Annotated in this window: 19 protein-coding genes; all 19 read left to right on the top strand. The window is 35.5% G+C overall.

All coding sequences use genetic code 11. The features are described 5' to 3' along the window. Nucleotides 1–118: 118 nt before the first annotated feature. Nucleotides 119–1,495: an allantoinase gene (locus JOC75_RS22470; RefSeq protein ID WP_204956182.1), complete on the top strand. Its 1,377-nt coding sequence runs from the start codon at nucleotides 119–121 to the stop codon at nucleotides 1,493–1,495. 59 nt (nucleotides 1,496–1,554) lie between these two features. Beyond that, a complete protein-coding gene (ggt, locus tag JOC75_RS22465) occupies nucleotides 1,555–3,135 on the top strand; it encodes a gamma-glutamyltransferase (RefSeq protein ID WP_204956181.1) in 1,581 nt (526 codons plus the stop codon). A gap of 169 nt (nucleotides 3,136–3,304) precedes the next feature. Continuing rightward, nucleotides 3,305–4,549 (top strand): SulP family inorganic anion transporter, encoded by a 1,245-nt coding sequence (locus tag JOC75_RS22460; protein ID WP_204956180.1) that lies wholly within the window; start codon nucleotides 3,305–3,307, stop codon nucleotides 4,547–4,549. Between the two features lie 86 nt (nucleotides 4,550–4,635). After that, nucleotides 4,636–5,085 (top strand): Lrp/AsnC family transcriptional regulator, encoded by a 450-nt coding sequence (locus tag JOC75_RS22455; protein WP_204956179.1) that lies wholly within the window; start codon nucleotides 4,636–4,638, stop codon nucleotides 5,083–5,085. A gap of 441 nt (nucleotides 5,086–5,526) precedes the next feature. Continuing rightward, nucleotides 5,527–6,102, top strand: a complete 576-nt coding sequence (locus JOC75_RS22450) for a chromate transporter (protein WP_204956178.1) — start codon at nucleotides 5,527–5,529, stop codon at nucleotides 6,100–6,102. Next, complete coding sequence (locus JOC75_RS22445; protein WP_204956177.1) at nucleotides 6,099–6,629, top strand: chromate transporter; 531 nt, start codon at nucleotides 6,099–6,101, stop codon at nucleotides 6,627–6,629. Before JOC75_RS22450 ends, JOC75_RS22445 begins: the two co-directional genes overlap by 4 nt. Before the next feature lie 359 nt (nucleotides 6,630–6,988). Further along, a complete protein-coding gene (locus JOC75_RS22440; RefSeq protein WP_204956176.1) occupies nucleotides 6,989–7,756 on the top strand; it encodes a type III pantothenate kinase in 768 nt (255 codons plus the stop codon). 40 nt (nucleotides 7,757–7,796) lie between these two features. Next, nucleotides 7,797–8,672, top strand: a complete 876-nt coding sequence (gene hslO / locus JOC75_RS22435) for an Hsp33 family molecular chaperone HslO (RefSeq protein WP_204956175.1) — start codon at nucleotides 7,797–7,799, stop codon at nucleotides 8,670–8,672. A gap of 30 nt (nucleotides 8,673–8,702) precedes the next feature. After that, a complete protein-coding gene (locus JOC75_RS22430) occupies nucleotides 8,703–9,608 on the top strand; it encodes a peptidyl-prolyl cis-trans isomerase (RefSeq protein WP_204956174.1) in 906 nt (301 codons plus the stop codon). Between the two features lie 104 nt (nucleotides 9,609–9,712). Beyond that, nucleotides 9,713–10,636 carry a cysteine synthase A gene (cysK, locus tag JOC75_RS22425; protein WP_204956173.1) on the top strand — a complete coding sequence of 308 codons (924 nt, stop codon included), beginning with the start codon at nucleotides 9,713–9,715 and terminating at the stop codon, nucleotides 10,634–10,636. 158 nt (nucleotides 10,637–10,794) lie between these two features. Then, entirely contained in the window at nucleotides 10,795–12,207 is a 1,413-nt protein-coding gene (gene trpE / locus JOC75_RS22420; protein WP_204956172.1) for an anthranilate synthase component I, read from the top strand. A 10-nt stretch (nucleotides 12,208–12,217) separates the two neighbouring features. Continuing rightward, nucleotides 12,218–12,802 carry an aminodeoxychorismate/anthranilate synthase component II gene (gene pabA / locus JOC75_RS22415; RefSeq protein WP_204956171.1) on the top strand — a complete coding sequence of 195 codons (585 nt, stop codon included), beginning with the start codon at nucleotides 12,218–12,220 and terminating at the stop codon, nucleotides 12,800–12,802. A gap of 4 nt (nucleotides 12,803–12,806) precedes the next feature. Beyond that, nucleotides 12,807–13,667 (top strand): aminodeoxychorismate lyase, encoded by an 861-nt coding sequence (gene pabC / locus JOC75_RS22410; protein ID WP_204956170.1) that lies wholly within the window; start codon nucleotides 12,807–12,809, stop codon nucleotides 13,665–13,667. Nucleotides 13,668–13,683: 16 nt separating this feature from the next. Beyond that, nucleotides 13,684–14,538, top strand: a complete 855-nt coding sequence (gene folP, locus JOC75_RS22405; protein WP_204956169.1) for a dihydropteroate synthase — start codon at nucleotides 13,684–13,686, stop codon at nucleotides 14,536–14,538. Beyond that, nucleotides 14,531–14,893 carry a dihydroneopterin aldolase gene (folB, locus tag JOC75_RS22400; protein WP_204956214.1) on the top strand — a complete coding sequence of 121 codons (363 nt, stop codon included), beginning with the start codon at nucleotides 14,531–14,533 and terminating at the stop codon, nucleotides 14,891–14,893. Before folP ends, folB begins: the two co-directional genes overlap by 8 nt. Further along, the gene (gene folK, locus JOC75_RS22395) at nucleotides 14,890–15,417 is read left to right on the top strand and encodes a 2-amino-4-hydroxy-6-hydroxymethyldihydropteridine diphosphokinase (protein ID WP_204956168.1); all 528 of its coding nucleotides are present in this window, start codon (nucleotides 14,890–14,892) and stop codon (nucleotides 15,415–15,417) included. The genes folB and folK overlap by 4 nt, the downstream gene beginning before the upstream one ends. After that, entirely contained in the window at nucleotides 15,369–15,572 is a 204-nt protein-coding gene (locus JOC75_RS22390) for a helix-turn-helix domain-containing protein (RefSeq protein ID WP_146950599.1), read from the top strand. The genes folK and JOC75_RS22390 overlap by 49 nt, the downstream gene beginning before the upstream one ends. A 25-nt stretch (nucleotides 15,573–15,597) precedes the next feature. Continuing rightward, on the top strand, nucleotides 15,598–16,599 hold the full coding sequence (gene dusB, locus JOC75_RS22385) for a tRNA dihydrouridine synthase DusB (RefSeq protein ID WP_204956167.1): 1,002 nt from the start codon (nucleotides 15,598–15,600) through the stop codon (nucleotides 16,597–16,599). Between the two features lie 91 nt (nucleotides 16,600–16,690). Continuing rightward, entirely contained in the window at nucleotides 16,691–18,190 is a 1,500-nt protein-coding gene (gene lysS / locus JOC75_RS22380) for a lysine--tRNA ligase (protein ID WP_204956166.1), read from the top strand. Nucleotides 18,191–18,501: the final 311 nt, after the last annotated feature.

Below are 18,501 nucleotides of genomic sequence, written 5' to 3'. Positions count from 1 at the left end.
TTAGTCAAATAGCAAAATAAATTGACAGAAAATTCATTAATTTTCGATGGGGTGATACAGACAATTTCATCTGAATCTTAGAGCCTAAGGCATACGTAGTCTAAGGGGGGGATATTTAATGGTTCAATTTGATCTAATAATTAAAGATGGGACGGTTGTTTTTCCGAATGGTGTGGACAAAGTGGATCTTGGGATAAAAGATGGCAAGATTGTTTTAATAGATAAAGTAATACCTATAGAGGGTATCAAGGTTTGGGATGCAAAGAATCAATATGTCTTTCCAGGGATGATTGATGTACATGTGCATTTTAGTGAGCCGGGAAGAGAACATTGGGAAGGGTTTCTTACAGGTTCACAAATGATGGCTGCAGGTGGTTGTACAACTTACTTTGATATGCCTTTGAATGGAATACCATCAACTGTTACTCAGGAAGCGCTTCATGAAAAGGTGAGACTTGGTAATGAGAAATCCTGTGTTGATTTTAGTTTGTGGGGTGGTCTTGTTCCAGGAAATGAATCAAGTTTAGAGGGACTTGCTCGTGATGGAGTTATTGGCTTTAAGGCATTTTTATCAACAACTGGAAATAAAGAGTTTGAAGCGGTAGATGATCTAACATTGCTCAATGGGATGAAAATCATTGCTAAGTTAGGAAAGGTTTTGGCTCTTCATTCGGAAAGTGCAGCTATGACAGATTGGCTAAAAGAACAAAAAGAACAAGAAGGTAAGGTAAGTGCAGATGATTACTTAGAGACACGTCCTATCATTGCAGAGGTCGAAGCTGTAGAAAGAGCGATCTATTATTCAGAGCTAACAGGTTGTGCACTTCACTTTGTTCATATTAGCTCTGCGAAAGCTATTGAGAAAATAGAGCAGGCAAAATCAAGAGGATTAGATCTGACAGTAGAAACCTGTCCGCATTATCTATTGTTTAACCATGATCACCTTAGAGAATTGGGGACGGTAGCTAAATGTGCTCCTCCTTTGCGAGAAAAGAATGAGCAGGAAAAATTGATTTCTCTATTAATCAATCAAAAATTTGATATGGTTTCATCTGATCATTCTCCTTGTCCTTATGATTTGAAAGACCCTAATGTTCATAATCTCTTTGAAGCTTGGGGTGGTATAAGTGGAGGACAGTTCACACTTTTATCAATGATAAAACTTGCACTAAATTATGATATACCCTTTGAGCTTGTGGCAAAGTGGACAGCAGAAGCTCCTGCAAAAAGATTTGGCCTTTCTGATAAAGGTCAAATAAGGGTTGGTGCAGATGCTGATTTTGCTATTGTTTCACTTGAAAAACCTTTTGTTGTGTCAAAAGGAAATTTTTATGCTAAGCATAAAGATAGTTTATATATGAATTATTCATTTCCATGTCGAATTGTTGGAACGATTAATCGGGGAAATGCTGTGTTTAAGAACGGGGAGATATTAGATGGTGCATTATCTTGTGGAGGTTGGATTAAACCAATTGAAAATGCAGCTATAAAATAATTGGGTTAGTAGCTACTGACACTGTCTTAATCAATGTGTGATATGAAGGGGGAGTAAGCATGAACAAAGCTATTGTTGGTTCGAAATCAATGGTTGTTAGTCCGCATTACTTAGCTTCTCAAGCAGGTAACAGCATACTTGAGAGGGGAGGAAATGCTTTTGATGCTGCGGTGGCTGTTAGTGCATGTCTTGCCGTAGTTTATCCTCATATGACAGGTATTGGCGGAGATTCTTTTTGGCTCACTTATAGTAAAAGTGACCAAAAAGTTCGTGCTTATAATGGAAGTGGACGTACTGGGGTAAATGTATCACCTGATAATTATAAGGGTCAGAGTGCAATTCCAACACGTGGAATTGATAGTGTCATTACTGTTCCTGGGATGGTAGATAGTTGGGAAGCGGTGTTAAGTGAATATGGTCGATTATCACTCGTAGAGGTTTTGAAGCCGGCAATTGAATATGCAACAAAGGGGTTTCCATTTTCGGTCGATCAACATGAAAACACAGTTAAAAATGTTGAAATGCTGAAGGTGGATGAGGATATAGCCCGTGTCTTTTTATCACAAGGAAAAATCCCTCTAGTAAATGAAAGGTTTATTCAAGGGGATTTAGCAAACACCTTAAAAGGGCTAGCTTCGTTTGGGAGAGAATGGTTTTATAAAGGAGAAATGGCATCAAGACTTATTTCTAGTTTAAAGGATAAGGGAGGGGTGTTGACATTAGAGGACTTTGCTGATCATAAAGGAGAATGGACTGACCCACTATCTACAACATATCGAGGATATGATATGTATCAGGTTCCACCAAACTCACAAGGCTTTGTAGGTTTAATGGCTCTAAACATTTTAGAAACCTATGATCTTACATCAATATCTGAAGGGTCTTTTGAGTATTATCATTTATTAGTAGAATCCCTGAAAAGAAGTTTTCAAGATCGCAATATACATTTAACAGATCCTACTTATTATGATATCCCTTTAGAAAAATTACTAAGTAAACAGTACGCAAAGGAAATGGCAAGTTCGATACAGTTTAACTCAGCAAAAGATATAAACACTAAGCCTGTAGGAAGTGATACAGCGCATGCAGCTGTCGTTGATGAAGAAGGCAATGCTGTTTCATTTATTCAAAGTCTATATTTCGAATTTGGATCAGGAGTTTTAGCTGGAGACACTGGGATTATCATGCAAAACAGAGGCTCGTTTTTTTCATTAAATCCGAATGATGTTAATTGTCTCGAACCGAGGAAAAGAACCTTTCACACTTTAATGCCAGCTATGGCTCTGAAGGATGATCGACCATATATTTTGTATGGAACACAAGGAGGAGAAGGTCAGCCGCAAACTCAAACAGCGATTATTACTAGAATGATTGATTATGGAATGAATCCACAAAAAGCAATTAATGCTCCAAGATTTGTGTGGGGCAGAACGTGGGGACAAGAAACACAAGAATTGAAGGTTGAAGGGAGAGTAGATTTTACTATACTTGAGCAATTAATGAAAGCAGGTCATATCGTAAATAAAGTCGGGGATTTTGATACGGTTATGGGTCATGCGAATGCAATTTTGATTGATGATAAAGGCTTTCTTCATGGTGGAGTTGATCCAAGAAGTGATGGAGCAGCGGTTGGAAGATAGTGATCTTTTTATTGATTTTCGTGAGCATATGTGAGAAATAATCTGAGCTGTTTTAAATAAGATTAACCTGTAAGTATATCCATATGTTATGTGGTTGGGACGAATAATCTATGATAGATAGAATATGATGAAATGAACAATCAAAGGTCCTATGTTAGGAGGCGTTAAATTGTCATTTTTGAGCTATAAAAAGGATTATTTGAAGGGAGATATCTCCTCTGGCCTAGTCGTTGCAACATTAGTCATTCCACAAGGTATTGCATATGCATTAATTGCAGGATTACCTCCTGTAATTGGTTTATATACAGCGACTATTCCGGTTCTTATCTATCTTTTATTCGGTTCCTCTCCTCATGTTTCAATAGGGCCTGTTGCTATCATCTCTATTCTTATATACAGCGGAGTCACACCGATAGCAGCAATCGGAACAACTGAATATATGGAGTATGTTTTGGTGTTGACAGTTCTAGTTGGCGTCATACAATTTCTTTTATCATCGATGAAATTCGGAGTGATTGTTGAATATGTTCCTCATGGAGTGATTAGTGGCTTTACTTCAGGTTGTGCCGTTATTATATCAATGAATCAAATAAGTGAAATGGTTAAAATACCTTTGTATGATCGTAGTAACATGATTTCTTCATTATGGATGATCCTTACCCATATGGATGAGATTCATGTCATCTCTTCCATTATGGCTATCTTATCAATAATTGTGCTTATCTTATTAAAGAAAATGATTCCGAATTATCCTCAACCTATTATTCTTATTATCATAAGTGTATTTTGTGTGTATCTACTAAATCTTGATATGTATGGTGTTGCTTTAATTGGTAAAATTCCTATGGGTATGCCCCCTCTTGTTTTTCCTGTGTTCACTATGGAAAAGATAACTTCAATGATACCAATTGCCATTGTAATAGCTTTTATAGGCTTTATTGAAACCTTTGCAATCGGGAAGGTAATTGCAAAGAAAGAAGGTTATTCTCTTAGATCTAATACAGAACTGAAATCGTTAGGTCTTGCGAATATCGTTGGAGGTTTTTTCTCTGCTATGCCTGTTGCGGGAGGGTTTTCAAGATCAGCGGTTAACTATAGCTCTGGTGCTATAACTAAATTCTCATCTGTTTTAAGTGTAGGCATCGTTTTAGTTTCACTAATTTATCTTACATCTCTGTTTTCGTTTATTCCGAAGGTTGTCCTCTCAACTATCATCTTATTATCGGTAATCAAATTAATTGATGTGAAAGAGACTGCAGAAATACTGAGAAACAATGTGTTAGATGGATTTATTCTCCTTTCGACTTTTACAGTCACAATTATAGCAGGGCCAAAGTTTGGACTAGTCATTGGGATCTTATTATCTATTTTAATTGGTATGCGAAAAGTTAATATTTCCTATATTGAAAATTGAACTAGATTTTTTTCTTCGTTAAGACTTTTATCCAATCCTTCTTATTACTATACTTGTGTTATATAAGTTAAAAGGATGGGTTGTTATTGAAGATAGATCATATTGATCGTAAAATACTAGAGCTTCTTACAATTAATGGTAGAATGTCTTATTCAGATATTGGAAAAGAGCTTGATATGTCACGGGTATCAGTTCGAGAACGTGTAAACCAGTTGATTAATAATGACGTAATTGAAAAATTTAGTGTGGTTATTAATTCTGAAAAAGTGGGTAAAAATGTTTCGGCTTTTTTTGAGGTGGATTGTGAGCCGGCTTATTTAGTTGAGGTTGCTGAAACTTTAGCGGAAAATCCTTTTGTGTCTAGCTGTTACCAAATGACGGGACCAAGTACATTACATATGCATGTGTTGGTTGATGACTTCATTGCATTAGAAAAATTTATTAACGATGAACTATATGCCCTTGAGGGAATTAACAGAGTAGAAAGTCATATATTGTTAAGGCGTTTTAAGAGCCGTAGTGGTATGAAGTTATGATTATCAAAATAACTTAAGAAAAAACATTGAAAAACATGAATAATGACTGAGAGAAAGAATGGCTTTCCTTTAGTCATTATTTTTTATTGACTATTTTAGCTAATAAGAAGTGAGCTCTACCAGTTTGCTAATCGTATTATATCATTTTATCTGATTTGTATAGAAAGTTAGCGTTATTTCCTATATAATCACAAATGGATTTCGTTTGTTAATCTAATTAAACTATTAAACTAACAAACGAAGGTAGAAAAAACATAAATGCTAATATCATACATAAATATTGTATAGGAAGGAGTTATGAATAAAGATGACTCTAGACTTTAAATGATTACTTACATCAGACTGTTAAAATACAGTAAATAGAAAAAGAATAAGAATAAATCGAGCCGAAAAATTCTAATGTCAATCATTCATAAAAATTTAATATGAAGGGTGAAATAGATGAAGCACTTACAAATCTTTCTAGCGTTTTTTCGTGTTGGAATGCTTGGTTATGGTGGTGGACCGTCATCAATCCCACTAGTTCACAAAGAAGTGGTTGATAAATATAAATGGATGAATGACGATGAGTTTGCAGATGTGTTAGCTCTTGGTAACACACTCCCAGGACCTATTGCAACTAAGATGGCAGGGTATATTGGGTACCGTGTTGCCGGTGTTTTAGGGTTGATAAATGCAACATTATCAACCATTATACCGACCATTATATTAATGATCGTTTTATTAACAACAATCACTTCCATTAAAGATTATCCTTGGGTACAGGGGATGACAGCTGCAGTTGTCCCTGTCGTTGGGGTAATGTTAGCGACGTTAACTTGGGACTTTTTCAAAAAATCACAGCAATCTCTAGGTTGGATTAAATCTTTAGCATTCATATGTTTTAGCTTTTTATTAATGGAGATTCTAGGATTACATCCAGCTATTTTAATTGGGATCCTGCTGCTAGCTGCAGTCTTAAAAAAGGATAAAGGACCAGACAAAGATCGTGATTTTGAAAGGGGGAATGCTTCGTGATTTATTGGGAGATATTCCTTGCCTTTTTTATTCCGGGGATTTTAGGATACGGAGGCGGTCCTGCATCCATTCCACTCGTAGAGAATGAGGTAGTTGATCGGTATGGATGGATGAATGTAAGTGAATTTAGCGAGGTTCTTGCATTGGGTAATGCTTTACCAGGACCTATCGCTACGAAGATGGCAGGATATATTGGCTATCAACAGGGGGGAGTGCTAGGAAGTTTAGTAGGTATTTTTGCAACTGTTGCTCCGTCGCTTATCTTGATGATCGTGCTTTTAGGATTTCTATATAAATATAAAGATTCACCGAAAGTAAAAAGGATGACGACCTTCATTCGACCAACCATTGCAGTATTATTGGGAGTGATGGCATTTAGTTTTTTCTTTACCTCGTATGAAGATACTGGTCTTTGGCAATCACTTATTCTGGTTGCTACTAGTTTTTTCCTTCTGGAGAAATTTAAGGTTCATCCAGCTCTCGTAATTGTTGGGGCTATGGGGTATGGGGCATTTTTTCTAGGTTAACTCTAAAGTGTTTCAACTATTGCTCTTATGAAGAAGCGGCTGGGACATTAAGTATTTAAGCTAATGATAAACCCGAATTATTGGTGATATTTCAACTAATCAGAAGCCTAATAATTCGGGTTTTAATTTGCATACTATTTTTTAGAATCAGTGGAATGGAGCTGAAGACAGTAGGGAATCTACGAATTCAAATCAGCTCTAGTTTTCCTTTAAGTATGATCACTATGAAGTGTAATGTTATATTTTATTTAAAATGAAATCATTGGTTTTTCTAGATAGGGGTATAAAGGAACTTTATGATAAAATGAAGTTGTATGGAAATACATACATAATAGAACAATAATAAAGTGGTGATTTCTGTGATTCTTGTATTGGACGTTGGTAATACAAATACCGTTTTAGGGGTATATGAAAATGATGATTTAAAACATCATTGGCGAATAGAAACAAGTAGAAATAAAACAGAGGATGAGTTTGGTATTATAATAAAAAATCTATTTGAACATGTTGGGCTTTCTTTTGATCAAATTGATGGAATTATTATATCGTCTGTTGTTCCTCCGATTATGTTTGCTCTAGAAAGAATGTGTGTGAAGTATTTTGCTATAAAACCTCTTGTGGTAGGTCCAGGAATTAAGACAGGGCTGAATATAAAATACGAAAATCCACGCGAAGTTGGTGCTGACCGTATTGTTAATGCAGTAGCGGGTATTCAAGATTATGGTAGTCCGCTCATAATTGTCGACTTCGGAACAGCAACTACATACTGTTATATTAATGAAGACAAGCAATATATGGGTGGTGCAATTGCTCCTGGGATAAATATCTCAACAGAGGCACTTTACTCAAGAGCAGCTAAATTGCCACGAATTGAAATTTCTCGACCAGATCATATAATCGGGAAAAATACAGTTAGCGCGATGCAGGCTGGGATATTATATGGTTATGTAGGTCAGGTAGAGGGAATTGTTAAGAGAATGAAAGACCACTCAAGTCATGCTCCAAAGGTTATAGCAACAGGTGGTTTAGCAAATCTAATTGCGAAAGAATCGGATAGTATCGATATTGTTGACCCATTTTTAACATTAAGAGGACTACAACTTATATACGAAAGAAACACTAATTGATGAAGAAACTATCGATGGGCTTGGAAGGAGATTTTACAACATGGATTATTTAATAAAAGCTCTTGCATATAATGATCAAGTAAGAGCCTATGCATCTAGAACAACAGATACAGTAGCGGAGGCTCAAAGAAGACATCAAACCTGGCCAACAGCTTCTGCTGCTTTAGGACGTTCAATGACAGCTGGTGTCATGCTAGGTTCTATGCTAAAAGGTGATGCAAAGTTAACGATAAAAATTGAAGGTGGAGGTCCTTTAGGTCCTATCCTTGTAGACAGTAATTCAAAGGGTGAGGTAAGAGGATATGTGACAAACCCTCAAACACATTTTGATTTAAATGATAAAGGAAAACTAGATGTAGCTAGAGCAGTAGGGACCGAAGGGAATTTAACAGTTGTTAAAGATTTAGGCTTGAAAGACCACTTCTCTGGACAAGTACCGATTGTATCTGGTGAATTAGGAGAAGATTTTACATATTATTTAGTAACATCAGAACAAATTCCTTCTTCAGTTGGAGTAGGAGTATTAGTGAATCCTGATAATACAATATTAGCTTCAGGTGGATTTATTATTCAGTTATTACCTGGTGCTGAAGAAGACACAATAACAAAAATTGAACAAAGATTAAGTACAATTGAACCGATTTCAAGATTAATTCAACGAGGTTTAACTCCTGAAGAAATACTAGAAGAAGTTCTTGGTGAGGGAAATGTTAGGATTTTAGACAAGCAACCTGTCCAGTTTAAATGTCATTGTTCAAAAGAACGAATTGAAAATGCAATTGTTAGTTTAGGGACAGAGGAAATACAGGCAATGATTGATGAGGATGGTCAAGCAGAAGCACAGTGCCACTTTTGCAATGAGTTATACCATCTTAATAAACAAGATCTAGAAGAATTAAAGAGAGCAGCAGAGTAGTACTTTTGCTAATTGTGGGAGTTGGAAGAGTTGGGTAGTAAAACACTGTGGGTGATCATTTTTAGCTTAGTTATCACAAACTGCGTGACAATAGGCTATTTTACTTCAAAAAATCAAGGGCAAGGAGCCATCCCTGTATCATCAAATGAAGATGAACAGAATGAGGTAATTGCAACGATTGGAGAAGAAACAATATCTAGAGATCAATGGATGAACAAACTAGAAGAGCAATTTGGACAAGAAACATTAAAAGAATTAGTGAATCTACATGTAGTAGAGGAACTGGCTGAAAAATATGAAATAACAGTTTCTGATGAACTCATTCAACGTGAATTGGCTGTTTATAAATCAATGTATAACTCTTTAGATGAGGAACAGTTTGGAAACGAGCAAAACTGGGAGCAACAAATTCGTTATAGTATCTTATTAGAAGAATTATTAACGCGTGATGTATCTGTATCAGAGGAAGAGATAAGGAAGTTCTATGATAGCAATAAAGAGTTATATGATATAGATGAAACATATCATTTATCTCACATTATCGTAAAGTCAGAAAAAGAAGCTAAAATGGTGATTGAAGAATTAAATGGAGGTTCAAGTTTTGAAGCTCTTGCTTTAGAAGTCTCAACTGATGAGTTTACAGCAAATCAGGGAGGAGATATCGGATTTATCTCTACTAATAATGAATATGTACCTGGCTCTTATTTAGAAGAAGCTTCAAGCCTTGATAAAGGGGAATGGAGTGGCCCGATAAAAGTAGATACAGGTTATGCGGTTATCATGCTTCATGAAAAAATTAAAGGTAAAGCTTACACCTATGAAGATGTGAAGAGTCAAATTCGTAGACAAATTGCATTAGAGCAGATGGAAGGTAATGTTTCAGTCGATCCTTTATGGGATGAAATAGGAGTAACTTGGTTTTATGAAAATAAGTAATAAAACGTAAGGTAAAGTAAGTAAAATGTTTTGACAATTATGAAAAGAATTGCTATATTACTTATAAATCCAATGAAATTACTCGGGATAGGGGAGGAACTTAGATGTCACGCGTAGCAAATTCTATACATGAACTTATAGGAGAAACACCAATTGTAAAGCTAAACAGACTTGTAGATGATAATAGTGCAGATGTTTATTTAAAGCTTGAGTTTATGAACCCAGGAAGCAGTGTTAAAGATCGTATCGGTCTTGCAATGATTGAAGCTGCTGAACAAAAGGGTGATTTAAAACCAGGTGACACAATTATTGAACCAACTAGTGGAAATACTGGTATTGGTTTAGCTATGGTTGCTGCAGCAAAAGGCATTAAAGCAATCTTAGTTATGCCTGATACAATGAGTATGGAACGTAGAAATCTTCTTCGTGCATATGGTGCAGAATTAGTCCTTACACCAGGTGCTGAAGGAATGGGTGGAGCAATTCGTAAAGCTGAAGAGCTTTCAAAAGAACATGGTTACTTTATGCCTCAACAATTTAAAAATGAAGCAAATCCAGAAGTTCACCGTTTAACAACTGGTAAAGAAATTGTTTCACAAATGGGTGATCAATTAGATGCCTTTGTATCTGGTATTGGTACAGGTGGTACAATCACTGGGGCTGGATCAGTTTTAAAAGAGAATTATTCAGATATTAAGATATATGCAGTAGAGCCAACAGATTCACCAGTTCTTTCAGGTGGAAAACCAGGTCCTCATAAAATCCAAGGTATTGGTGCAGGGTTTGTTCCAGATATCCTTAATACTAATGTATATGATGAAGTTATTACTGTTAAAAATGAAGAAGCATTTGAAACAGCAAGAAGAGCTGCTAAAGAAGAGGGTATTCTTGGTGGTATTTCATCTGGTGCAGCGATTTTTGCAGCATTAAAGGTTGCTAAAGAGCTTGGAAAAGGTAAAAAAGTCTTAGCTGTTATTCCAAGTAATGGTGAGCGTTACTTAAGTACTCCGTTATATCAATTTGATTGATTTTCATACATTAAGAGAGAGGCTTGACTTTGTCAGCCTCTTTTTTTATTCAAAAAGTTTAAAAGTTTGTATTTTCTACATGTAAAAAGTAAATTAATATGTTATCTTCATTACATTTATGTAAAATGGTAGTAAGAGTTTTAAAGGAGAGATAACAGATGCACCAAAGAAGAACTTCGTTAAGCATACAGTTTGACTATGAAGGTAACTTTTTTGATCAATATAAATATTTATCTAAGAATGAAAATGAACATGCCTTTTTAGAAAGTGCTCGTGGTGGAAGGTATAGTATAGCGGGAATTAATCCATTTGCATCTGTTAAGGGTAAGGGTGAAACACTTACTATTATCGATAAAGGTGAAAGGGAGATTATGAGTGGAAAACCACTTGATCTTTTTAGAGAATGGTTTAGTCAATATTATACAAAGTCAGATCCGGATCTGCCGGACTTTCAAGGTGGAGCAATAGGTTTTATTAGCTATGATTGTGTAAGGCATTTTGAGAAGTTACCTGTAGTTGCTAACGATGATTTGGAAACACCGGATCTTTATTTCCTGCTATTTGATGATGTTGCCGTATATGATCATCAAACGTCAAAACTATGGTTAATTACACATTATTATAATGATCAGAATCTTACAAAGGCACAAGAGAGATTACAGGAACTGAAGAAAGACTGGACAAGTAAGATAGAAGGTGAAGAAGCATTTCTTAAGCCTGATATTTCAACACATACACCTGTTACTTTTTCGAAAGAAGCCTTTAAAAAGGCTGTTGATGCAATTAAAGAATATATCTCTCAGGGTGATGTATTCCAAGTGAATCTTTCTGTTAGACAGCATTTCCAATTAGAGAATACTCCCTTAAAAATATATGAAACATTACGGAAGATAAATCCATCACCATATATGGCTTATCTGCATTTTCCTGAGTTTCAAATTGTTAGTGGTTCACCAGAACTTTTAGTGAAAAAACAAGGGGATTCAGTCAGCACGCGTCCTATTGCTGGAACACGATCTAGGGGTAGAGATGAAGAGGAAGACAATAAGCTAGCAAACGAATTAATACAGAACGAGAAAGAAAGAGCAGAGCACGTTATGCTTGTTGATCTAGAACGTAATGATCTTGGTAGAGTTTGTGAATATGGGTCTGTTCATGTTAATGAATTTATGGTGATTGAAAAGTACTCCCATGTGATGCATATCGTTTCAAATGTTCGAGGGAAATTAAAAAATGAAGCAAATTATGCAGATGTTATCAAAGCGACCTTTCCAGGTGGTACAATAACAGGAGCACCAAAGGTAAGGACGATGGAAATCATCGAAGAATTAGAACCAACAAGACGAGGGATCTATACAGGGTCAATAGGCTGGATTGGTTTTGATGAAAATATGGAGCTAAATATTGTTATTCGTACATTACTTGCTAAAGATGGTTTTGGGTATGTTCAATCTGGTGCTGGAATTGTTATCGATTCTAATCCGGATTATGAATATAAAGAGTCCTTAAAGAAAGCAAGGGCTTTAGTTAAAGCAATTGAGTTGAGTAAAGAAGAGAAAATTTTAGGCTGAGGTGAGTTTAGTGATTTTAATGATTGATAATTATGATTCATTTACGTTTAATTTAGTACAATATTTAGGTGAACTTGGTGAAGAGTTAATGGTAAAGCGCAATGATGAAATAACCATTTCAGAAATTGAACAGTTAAACCCACAATTTTTAATGATATCACCTGGACCTTGTAGTCCAAATGAAGCAGGCATAAGCATGGAAGCTATAGAATACTTTGCAGGCAAGATTCCGATTTTTGGTGTGTGTCTTGGTCACCAATCAATTGCACAGGTGTTTGGTGGAGATGTTATACGTGCTGAACGGTTGATGCATGGAAAAACATCGGAAATTAATCATAATGGTGATACGATTTTTAAAAACATGGAAAACCCATTTACAGCGACGAGATATCATTCTCTTATTGTTAAAAATGAAACTCTTCCCGACTGTTTAGAAGTTACCGCATGGACAGATGAAAATGAGATTATGGCCGTACGTCATAAAACATTACCTATCGAAGGAGTTCAATTTCATCCAGAATCCATTATGACATCTTTTGGAAAAGACCTATTAAAGAATTTTATAGATCAATATAAATTAGTAGAAAAGAGCTAATTACGTGTATATATATATAAATTCACATTATGTAAAGGATACAGAAGCCACGATTTCTCCATTTGATCATGGCTTTCTTTATGGTTTAGGTGTATTTGAAACATTTAGAGTTTATAAAGGGTTTCCTTTCCTATTAGAAGATCATTTAAAAAGACTTCAATTAGCAGTGGATGAACTAGGTATTCATTATCAAATAAATTTCGATGAAATAATGGAAATCCTTCAAAAGCTATTGAAGCTAAATCAATGTCATGATGAAGATGTAACAGTACGTTTGAATATTTCAGCAGGAAATGGTGAGGTAGGAAAGCTTCTTCAAACTTATGATAAGCCAAATCTTCTCTGCTTTTTAAGGAAAGCCCCACCTTTAAATAACGATGAAAAAGACGTTGTCCTCCTTGAAATTCCAAGAAACACTCCAGAAGGACCCTTTCGACTAAAGTCACACCATTATTTAAACAACATTTTAGGGAAACGAGAAATTAAGGAGACACCTGAAAATGAGGGGATATTTTTAACTGCTAATGGTTTTGTGGCAGAAGGTATTGTATCAAACGTTTTTTGGGTTAAAAACAACTCTGTTTATACCCCGGCAGTTGAAACGGGGATCCTTAACGGAATAACTAGACAGTTTATTATAAAGTGCTTAGAGAATCTTGATATAGATGTAAGCGAAGGTTTTTATACAAAGAAACAAATGCTCGAAGCTGAGGAGGTCATCCTAACAAATTCCTCTCAAGAGATAATAGCGGTGAAAAAAGTAAATGATCATATTTTTGACGGTAATGAAGGAACAATTGTAAAAAAGTTAAGGGACTTGTATGATCATTATAGGAAAACACTATTAAGTAAAGATGAGTTATAAAGGGCTGAAGAAGAGGATGAGAGTTAGTACTAACAAACAGTGTTATATTAATTGTGGTAAATATTCCCTAAATATTGAAGAGAAGACATTGGTAATGGGTATTTTAAATATAACACCAGACTCCTTCTCTGACGGTGGAAATTATACAGATCTTGAATTAGCCACTTATCATGCAAAAGAAATGGTTAAAAACGGTGCAGATATAATTGATATTGGCGGGGAATCAACTAGACCTGGATCTAAGGCGGTTTCTATAGATGATGAATTGGCAAGAGTAATCCCTGTAATAGATAAGCTATCAAAGGAATTGGATGTACCAATTTCGATTGATACTTATAAAGCGGAAGTTGCAAAGCAAGCCATTGAGGCAGGTGCTTCAATTATCAATGATGTTTGGGGAGCAAAGGCAGATCCTGAAATGGCAAATATAGCAGCATTATATAACGTGCCAATAATTCTTATGCATAATCGCCATGATCGAAACTATGATCAGCTTATCCCGGATATGATTGTAGATTTGCTTGAATCAGTTAATATCGCTAAAAAGGCTGGAGTGACAGATGATAAAATCATACTTGATCCAGGGATTGGGTTTGCCAAAACAATAAATGATAACCTGGATGTTATGCGGAATTTGGATGCATTTACTCGCCTGGGATACCCGGTGCTTTTAGGTACCTCTAGAAAATCCTTTATCGGAAACATTTTGGATTTGCCACCAAATGAACGAGTGGAAGGTACTGGTGCTACTATTTGTTTAGGTATAGAAAAAGGATGTCATATTATCAGAATTCATGATGTGTTAGAGATGTCAAGAATGGCTAGAATGATGGATGCTATGCTAGGGAAAGGGGATGGAGGTCATCGATAAAATTTATGTTGATGGAATGGAATTCTATGGCTACCATGGAGTTTTTAAGGAAGAAACTAAATTAGGGCAACGTTTTAGAGTAGATCTTACAGTTGAGTTGGATTTACAAAAAGCCGGAGAACAAGATGATCTAGATCAAACGATTAATTATGCCTCACTTTATAAATGTTGTAAAAGTATTGTTGAAGGTGAACCATATAAGCTAGTTGAAGCTGTTGCTGAAAATATAGCTCAAAAAATTTTAATAGAATTTACAGCTGTGCATTATTGTACGGTAAAGGTAATAAAACCAGATCCCCCAATACCTGGACATTATAAAGAAGTAGCTGTAGAGATTAAAAGGGGAAGAACATGAAACATGATGTTTATCTAGCACTTGGTTCAAATATAGGAGATCGAGAAAGCTATTTAATAAATGCCATTTCGAAAGTGAATAAACATGATTTTATTCAAGTGGATGATATTTCCTCAATTTATGAAACAGATCCAATTGGCTTTACAGATCAAGCGCAATTTCTAAATATGGTTATTAAGGTGAAGACTGATTTATCAGCGGTTGCGCTTCTGGTTGAATTACAAAAGATAGAAAAAGAATTAGACCGAAAACGCGAAGTGAAATGGGGACCAAGAACGTTAGACCTTGACATTTTACTATTTAATAATGAAAATATTGAAGCAGAAGAACTTATTGTTCCTCACCCAAGAATGCATGAAAGAGCATTTGTGTTAATTCCTTTATATGAATTAGACAAAACTGTTAGCATTCCTACTTTAGATCAACCAATTAAAACAATCATAGATCAATTACATGATAAAGAAGGAGTCCGAATATGGAAGCAGAAAAATGGGGTAGACGTATTCGCGCTTTTAGAAAATTAAAAGGCTTTACCCAAGAAAGCTTTGCGAAAGATCTTGGGGTATCTGTTTCTGTATTAGGAGAAATAGAAAGAGGCAACCGTGAACCCAATGAACAATTTATTCAAGATGTAGCTAAAGCTCTTAATGTATCTGTTGAAGAGCTTACCCCGAATTAACTGAAAAGATTGGAGGTTAACATTTTTGTTTAGTATTGGTGATATACAATTGAAAAATAGAGTCGTATTAGCACCTATGGCAGGCGTGTGTAATGCAGCCTTTCGACTAACGGTTAAAGAGTTTGGTGCAGGCCTTGTTTGTGCAGAGATGGTTAGTGATAAGGCGATTTTATTAAATAATGCTAGAACCATGGGTATGCTTTATATTGATGAAAGAGAAAAGCCTTTGAGTCTACAAATCTTTGGTGGTGAAAAGGATACATTAGTTGAAGCTGCTAGATTTGTTGATAAAAACACAACAGCTGATATTATTGATATAAACATGGGGTGCCCTGTGCCGAAGATTACTAAATGTGATGCAGGAGCAAAATGGCTATTAGATCCAAATAAGATTTACGATATGGTATCTGCTGTAGTAGAAGCTGTAGACAAGCCAGTAACTGTTAAAATGCGTATGGGCTGGGATGATAATCATATTTATGCAGTGGAAAATGCTCGGGCAATCGAACGTGCAGGTGGTAAGGCTATAGCACTTCATGGTCGTACTCGTGTACAAATGTATGAAGGAACAGCGAATTGGGATATCATTAAAGAAGTTAAGGAAGCTGTTAACATACCTGTTATTGGCAACGGAGATGTCACTACACCTCAAGATGCAAAGCGTATGCTTGAAGAAACAGGTGTTGATGGTGTTATGATAGGTCGTGCAGCTTTAGGAAATCCTTGGATGATATATCGCACTGTAAAATATTTAGAAACTGGTGAATTAATGGATGAACCAGGAGTTCGTGAAAAGATGGAAGTTTGTAAATTACATCTAGACCGCTTAATCGAGCTCAAAAATGAAAACATCGCGGTAAGAGAAATGAGAAAGCATGCTGCATGGTACTTAAAAGGTATCAGAGGTAATGCTACAGTAAGAAATGGTATTAACTTAACGAATACAAGAGATGAATTCGTAACTCTAGTAGATGAATTTGTTTTAGAGATAGAAGCTAAACAAGAGAGTGCTAGTCAAGTTGGCTAATAACAAGTGACTTGCTGTTTTATGCAGATAAACTGTCAGGGGTGCTGGCAGTTTTCTGCTAATAAATTGCAAAAAAATAGGAGTGTTTAATATGAGTCAAGAAGAGATGAATCAAGAAGAATTAAGTGATCAGATAAAAGTAAGAAGAGAGAAATTACATAGTTTACGTGATAAAGGTCTAGATCCATTTGGTAAACGCTTTGATAGATCACATCAAACAGCGGATATTCTTTCTACTTATAACGAAATCGAAAAAGAAGAGCTAGATGAAAAAGAGGAATCTGTTACAATAGCAGGTCGTATTATGACAAAACGCGGCAAAGGAAAAGCTGGCTTTGCTCATATTCAAGATTTATCTGGTCAAATCCAAATCTATGTTCGTAAAGATGCTATCGGAGAAGAAGCGTATGAAATCTTCAATACAGCAGATTTAGGAGATATCGTAGGTGTGACTGGTAATGTATTTAAAACAAAAGTTGGAGAACTTTCGGTTAAAGTAAAATCTTTCGAACTATTAACAAAGTCTCTACGTCCATTGCCAGACAAGTTCCATGGTTTAAAAGATATTGAACAAAGATATCGTCAAAGATATGTGGATTTAATTATGAGTCAGGAGAGTAAAAACACTTTTATAACTCGTAGTAAAATCATACAATCAATGCGACGTTATTTAGATGACCAAGGTTATTTAGAGGTTGAAACGCCAACTATGCACTCTATTCCTGGAGGGGCTTCCGCACGTCCTTTTATTACACATCATAATGCATTGGACATGTCTCTTTATATGCGTATAGCGATAGAACTGCATCTAAAACGCCTTATAGTAGGTGGGTTAGAGAAGGTCTATGAAATTGGTCGTGTATTTAGAAATGAAGGTATATCAACTCGTCATAATCCAGAATTTACAATGATTGAGTTATACGAAGCATATGCTGACTATCAAGATATTATGGCACTTACTGAAAATGTAATTGCACATATTGCGAAAGAAGTGTTAGGCACAACTACGGTACAATATGGAGAATATGAAGTGAATCTTGAACCGAAATGGACAAGACTTCATATGGTAGATGCAATTAAGGAATACACTGGTGCAGATTTCTGGAGAGAGATGAGTGTAGAGGAAGCTCGTGAACTAGCAAAAGAACATAATGTTGAGATCAATGAACATATGCAATATGGACACATTGTCAATGAATTCTTCGAACAAAAAGTAGAAGAGAAATTAATTCAGCCAACATTCATATATGGTCATCCGGTTGAAATTTCTCCATTAGCTAAGAAAAATGATGAAGACTCACGTTTTACTGATCGCTTTGAGTTATTCATTGTTGCAAGAGAACATGCTAATGCATTTACTGAATTAAATGATCCTATTGATCAAAAAGAAAGATTTGAGTCACAGCTTAAAGAAAGAGAACAAGGTAATGATGAAGCCCATATGATGGATGAAGACTTTATTGAAGCATTGGAATACGGTATGCCTCCAACGGGTGGGTTAGGAATTGGTATTGACCGATTAGTTATGTTATTAACAAATTCACCATCTATACGTGATGTGTTACTCTTCCCGCAAATGAGACACAAATAATAAGGAAACCTTTGCTATGATGGCAAAGGTTTTTTTATTGATAAATTTAGAATGGTATCTGTAATGCTTAAATGAAAAAAACACTTGCCTAAGGTTGATCGTGGTGTTATATTAGAATACGTTGCTGCGAAACACGCAACACAGGTTGAAATAAAATATAAAAACATCTTGACTCTATGTTATGATGTTTGATATTATAATAAAGTTGTTTCAAGTAAATGATCTTTGAAAACTAAACAAAACCAAGCGTGCCAACGTTAATTTCGATTAACAAAAACGTACTATATAGTACAAAATGAAATACATGAGCA

Source organism: Metabacillus crassostreae, assembly GCF_016908395.1.
GTDB classification, from domain to species: Bacteria; Bacillota; Bacilli; order Bacillales; family Bacillaceae; genus Metabacillus; species Metabacillus crassostreae.
Note: the sequence above shows the minus strand (reverse complement) of the source record. Positions and strands in the feature narration are given on the sequence as shown.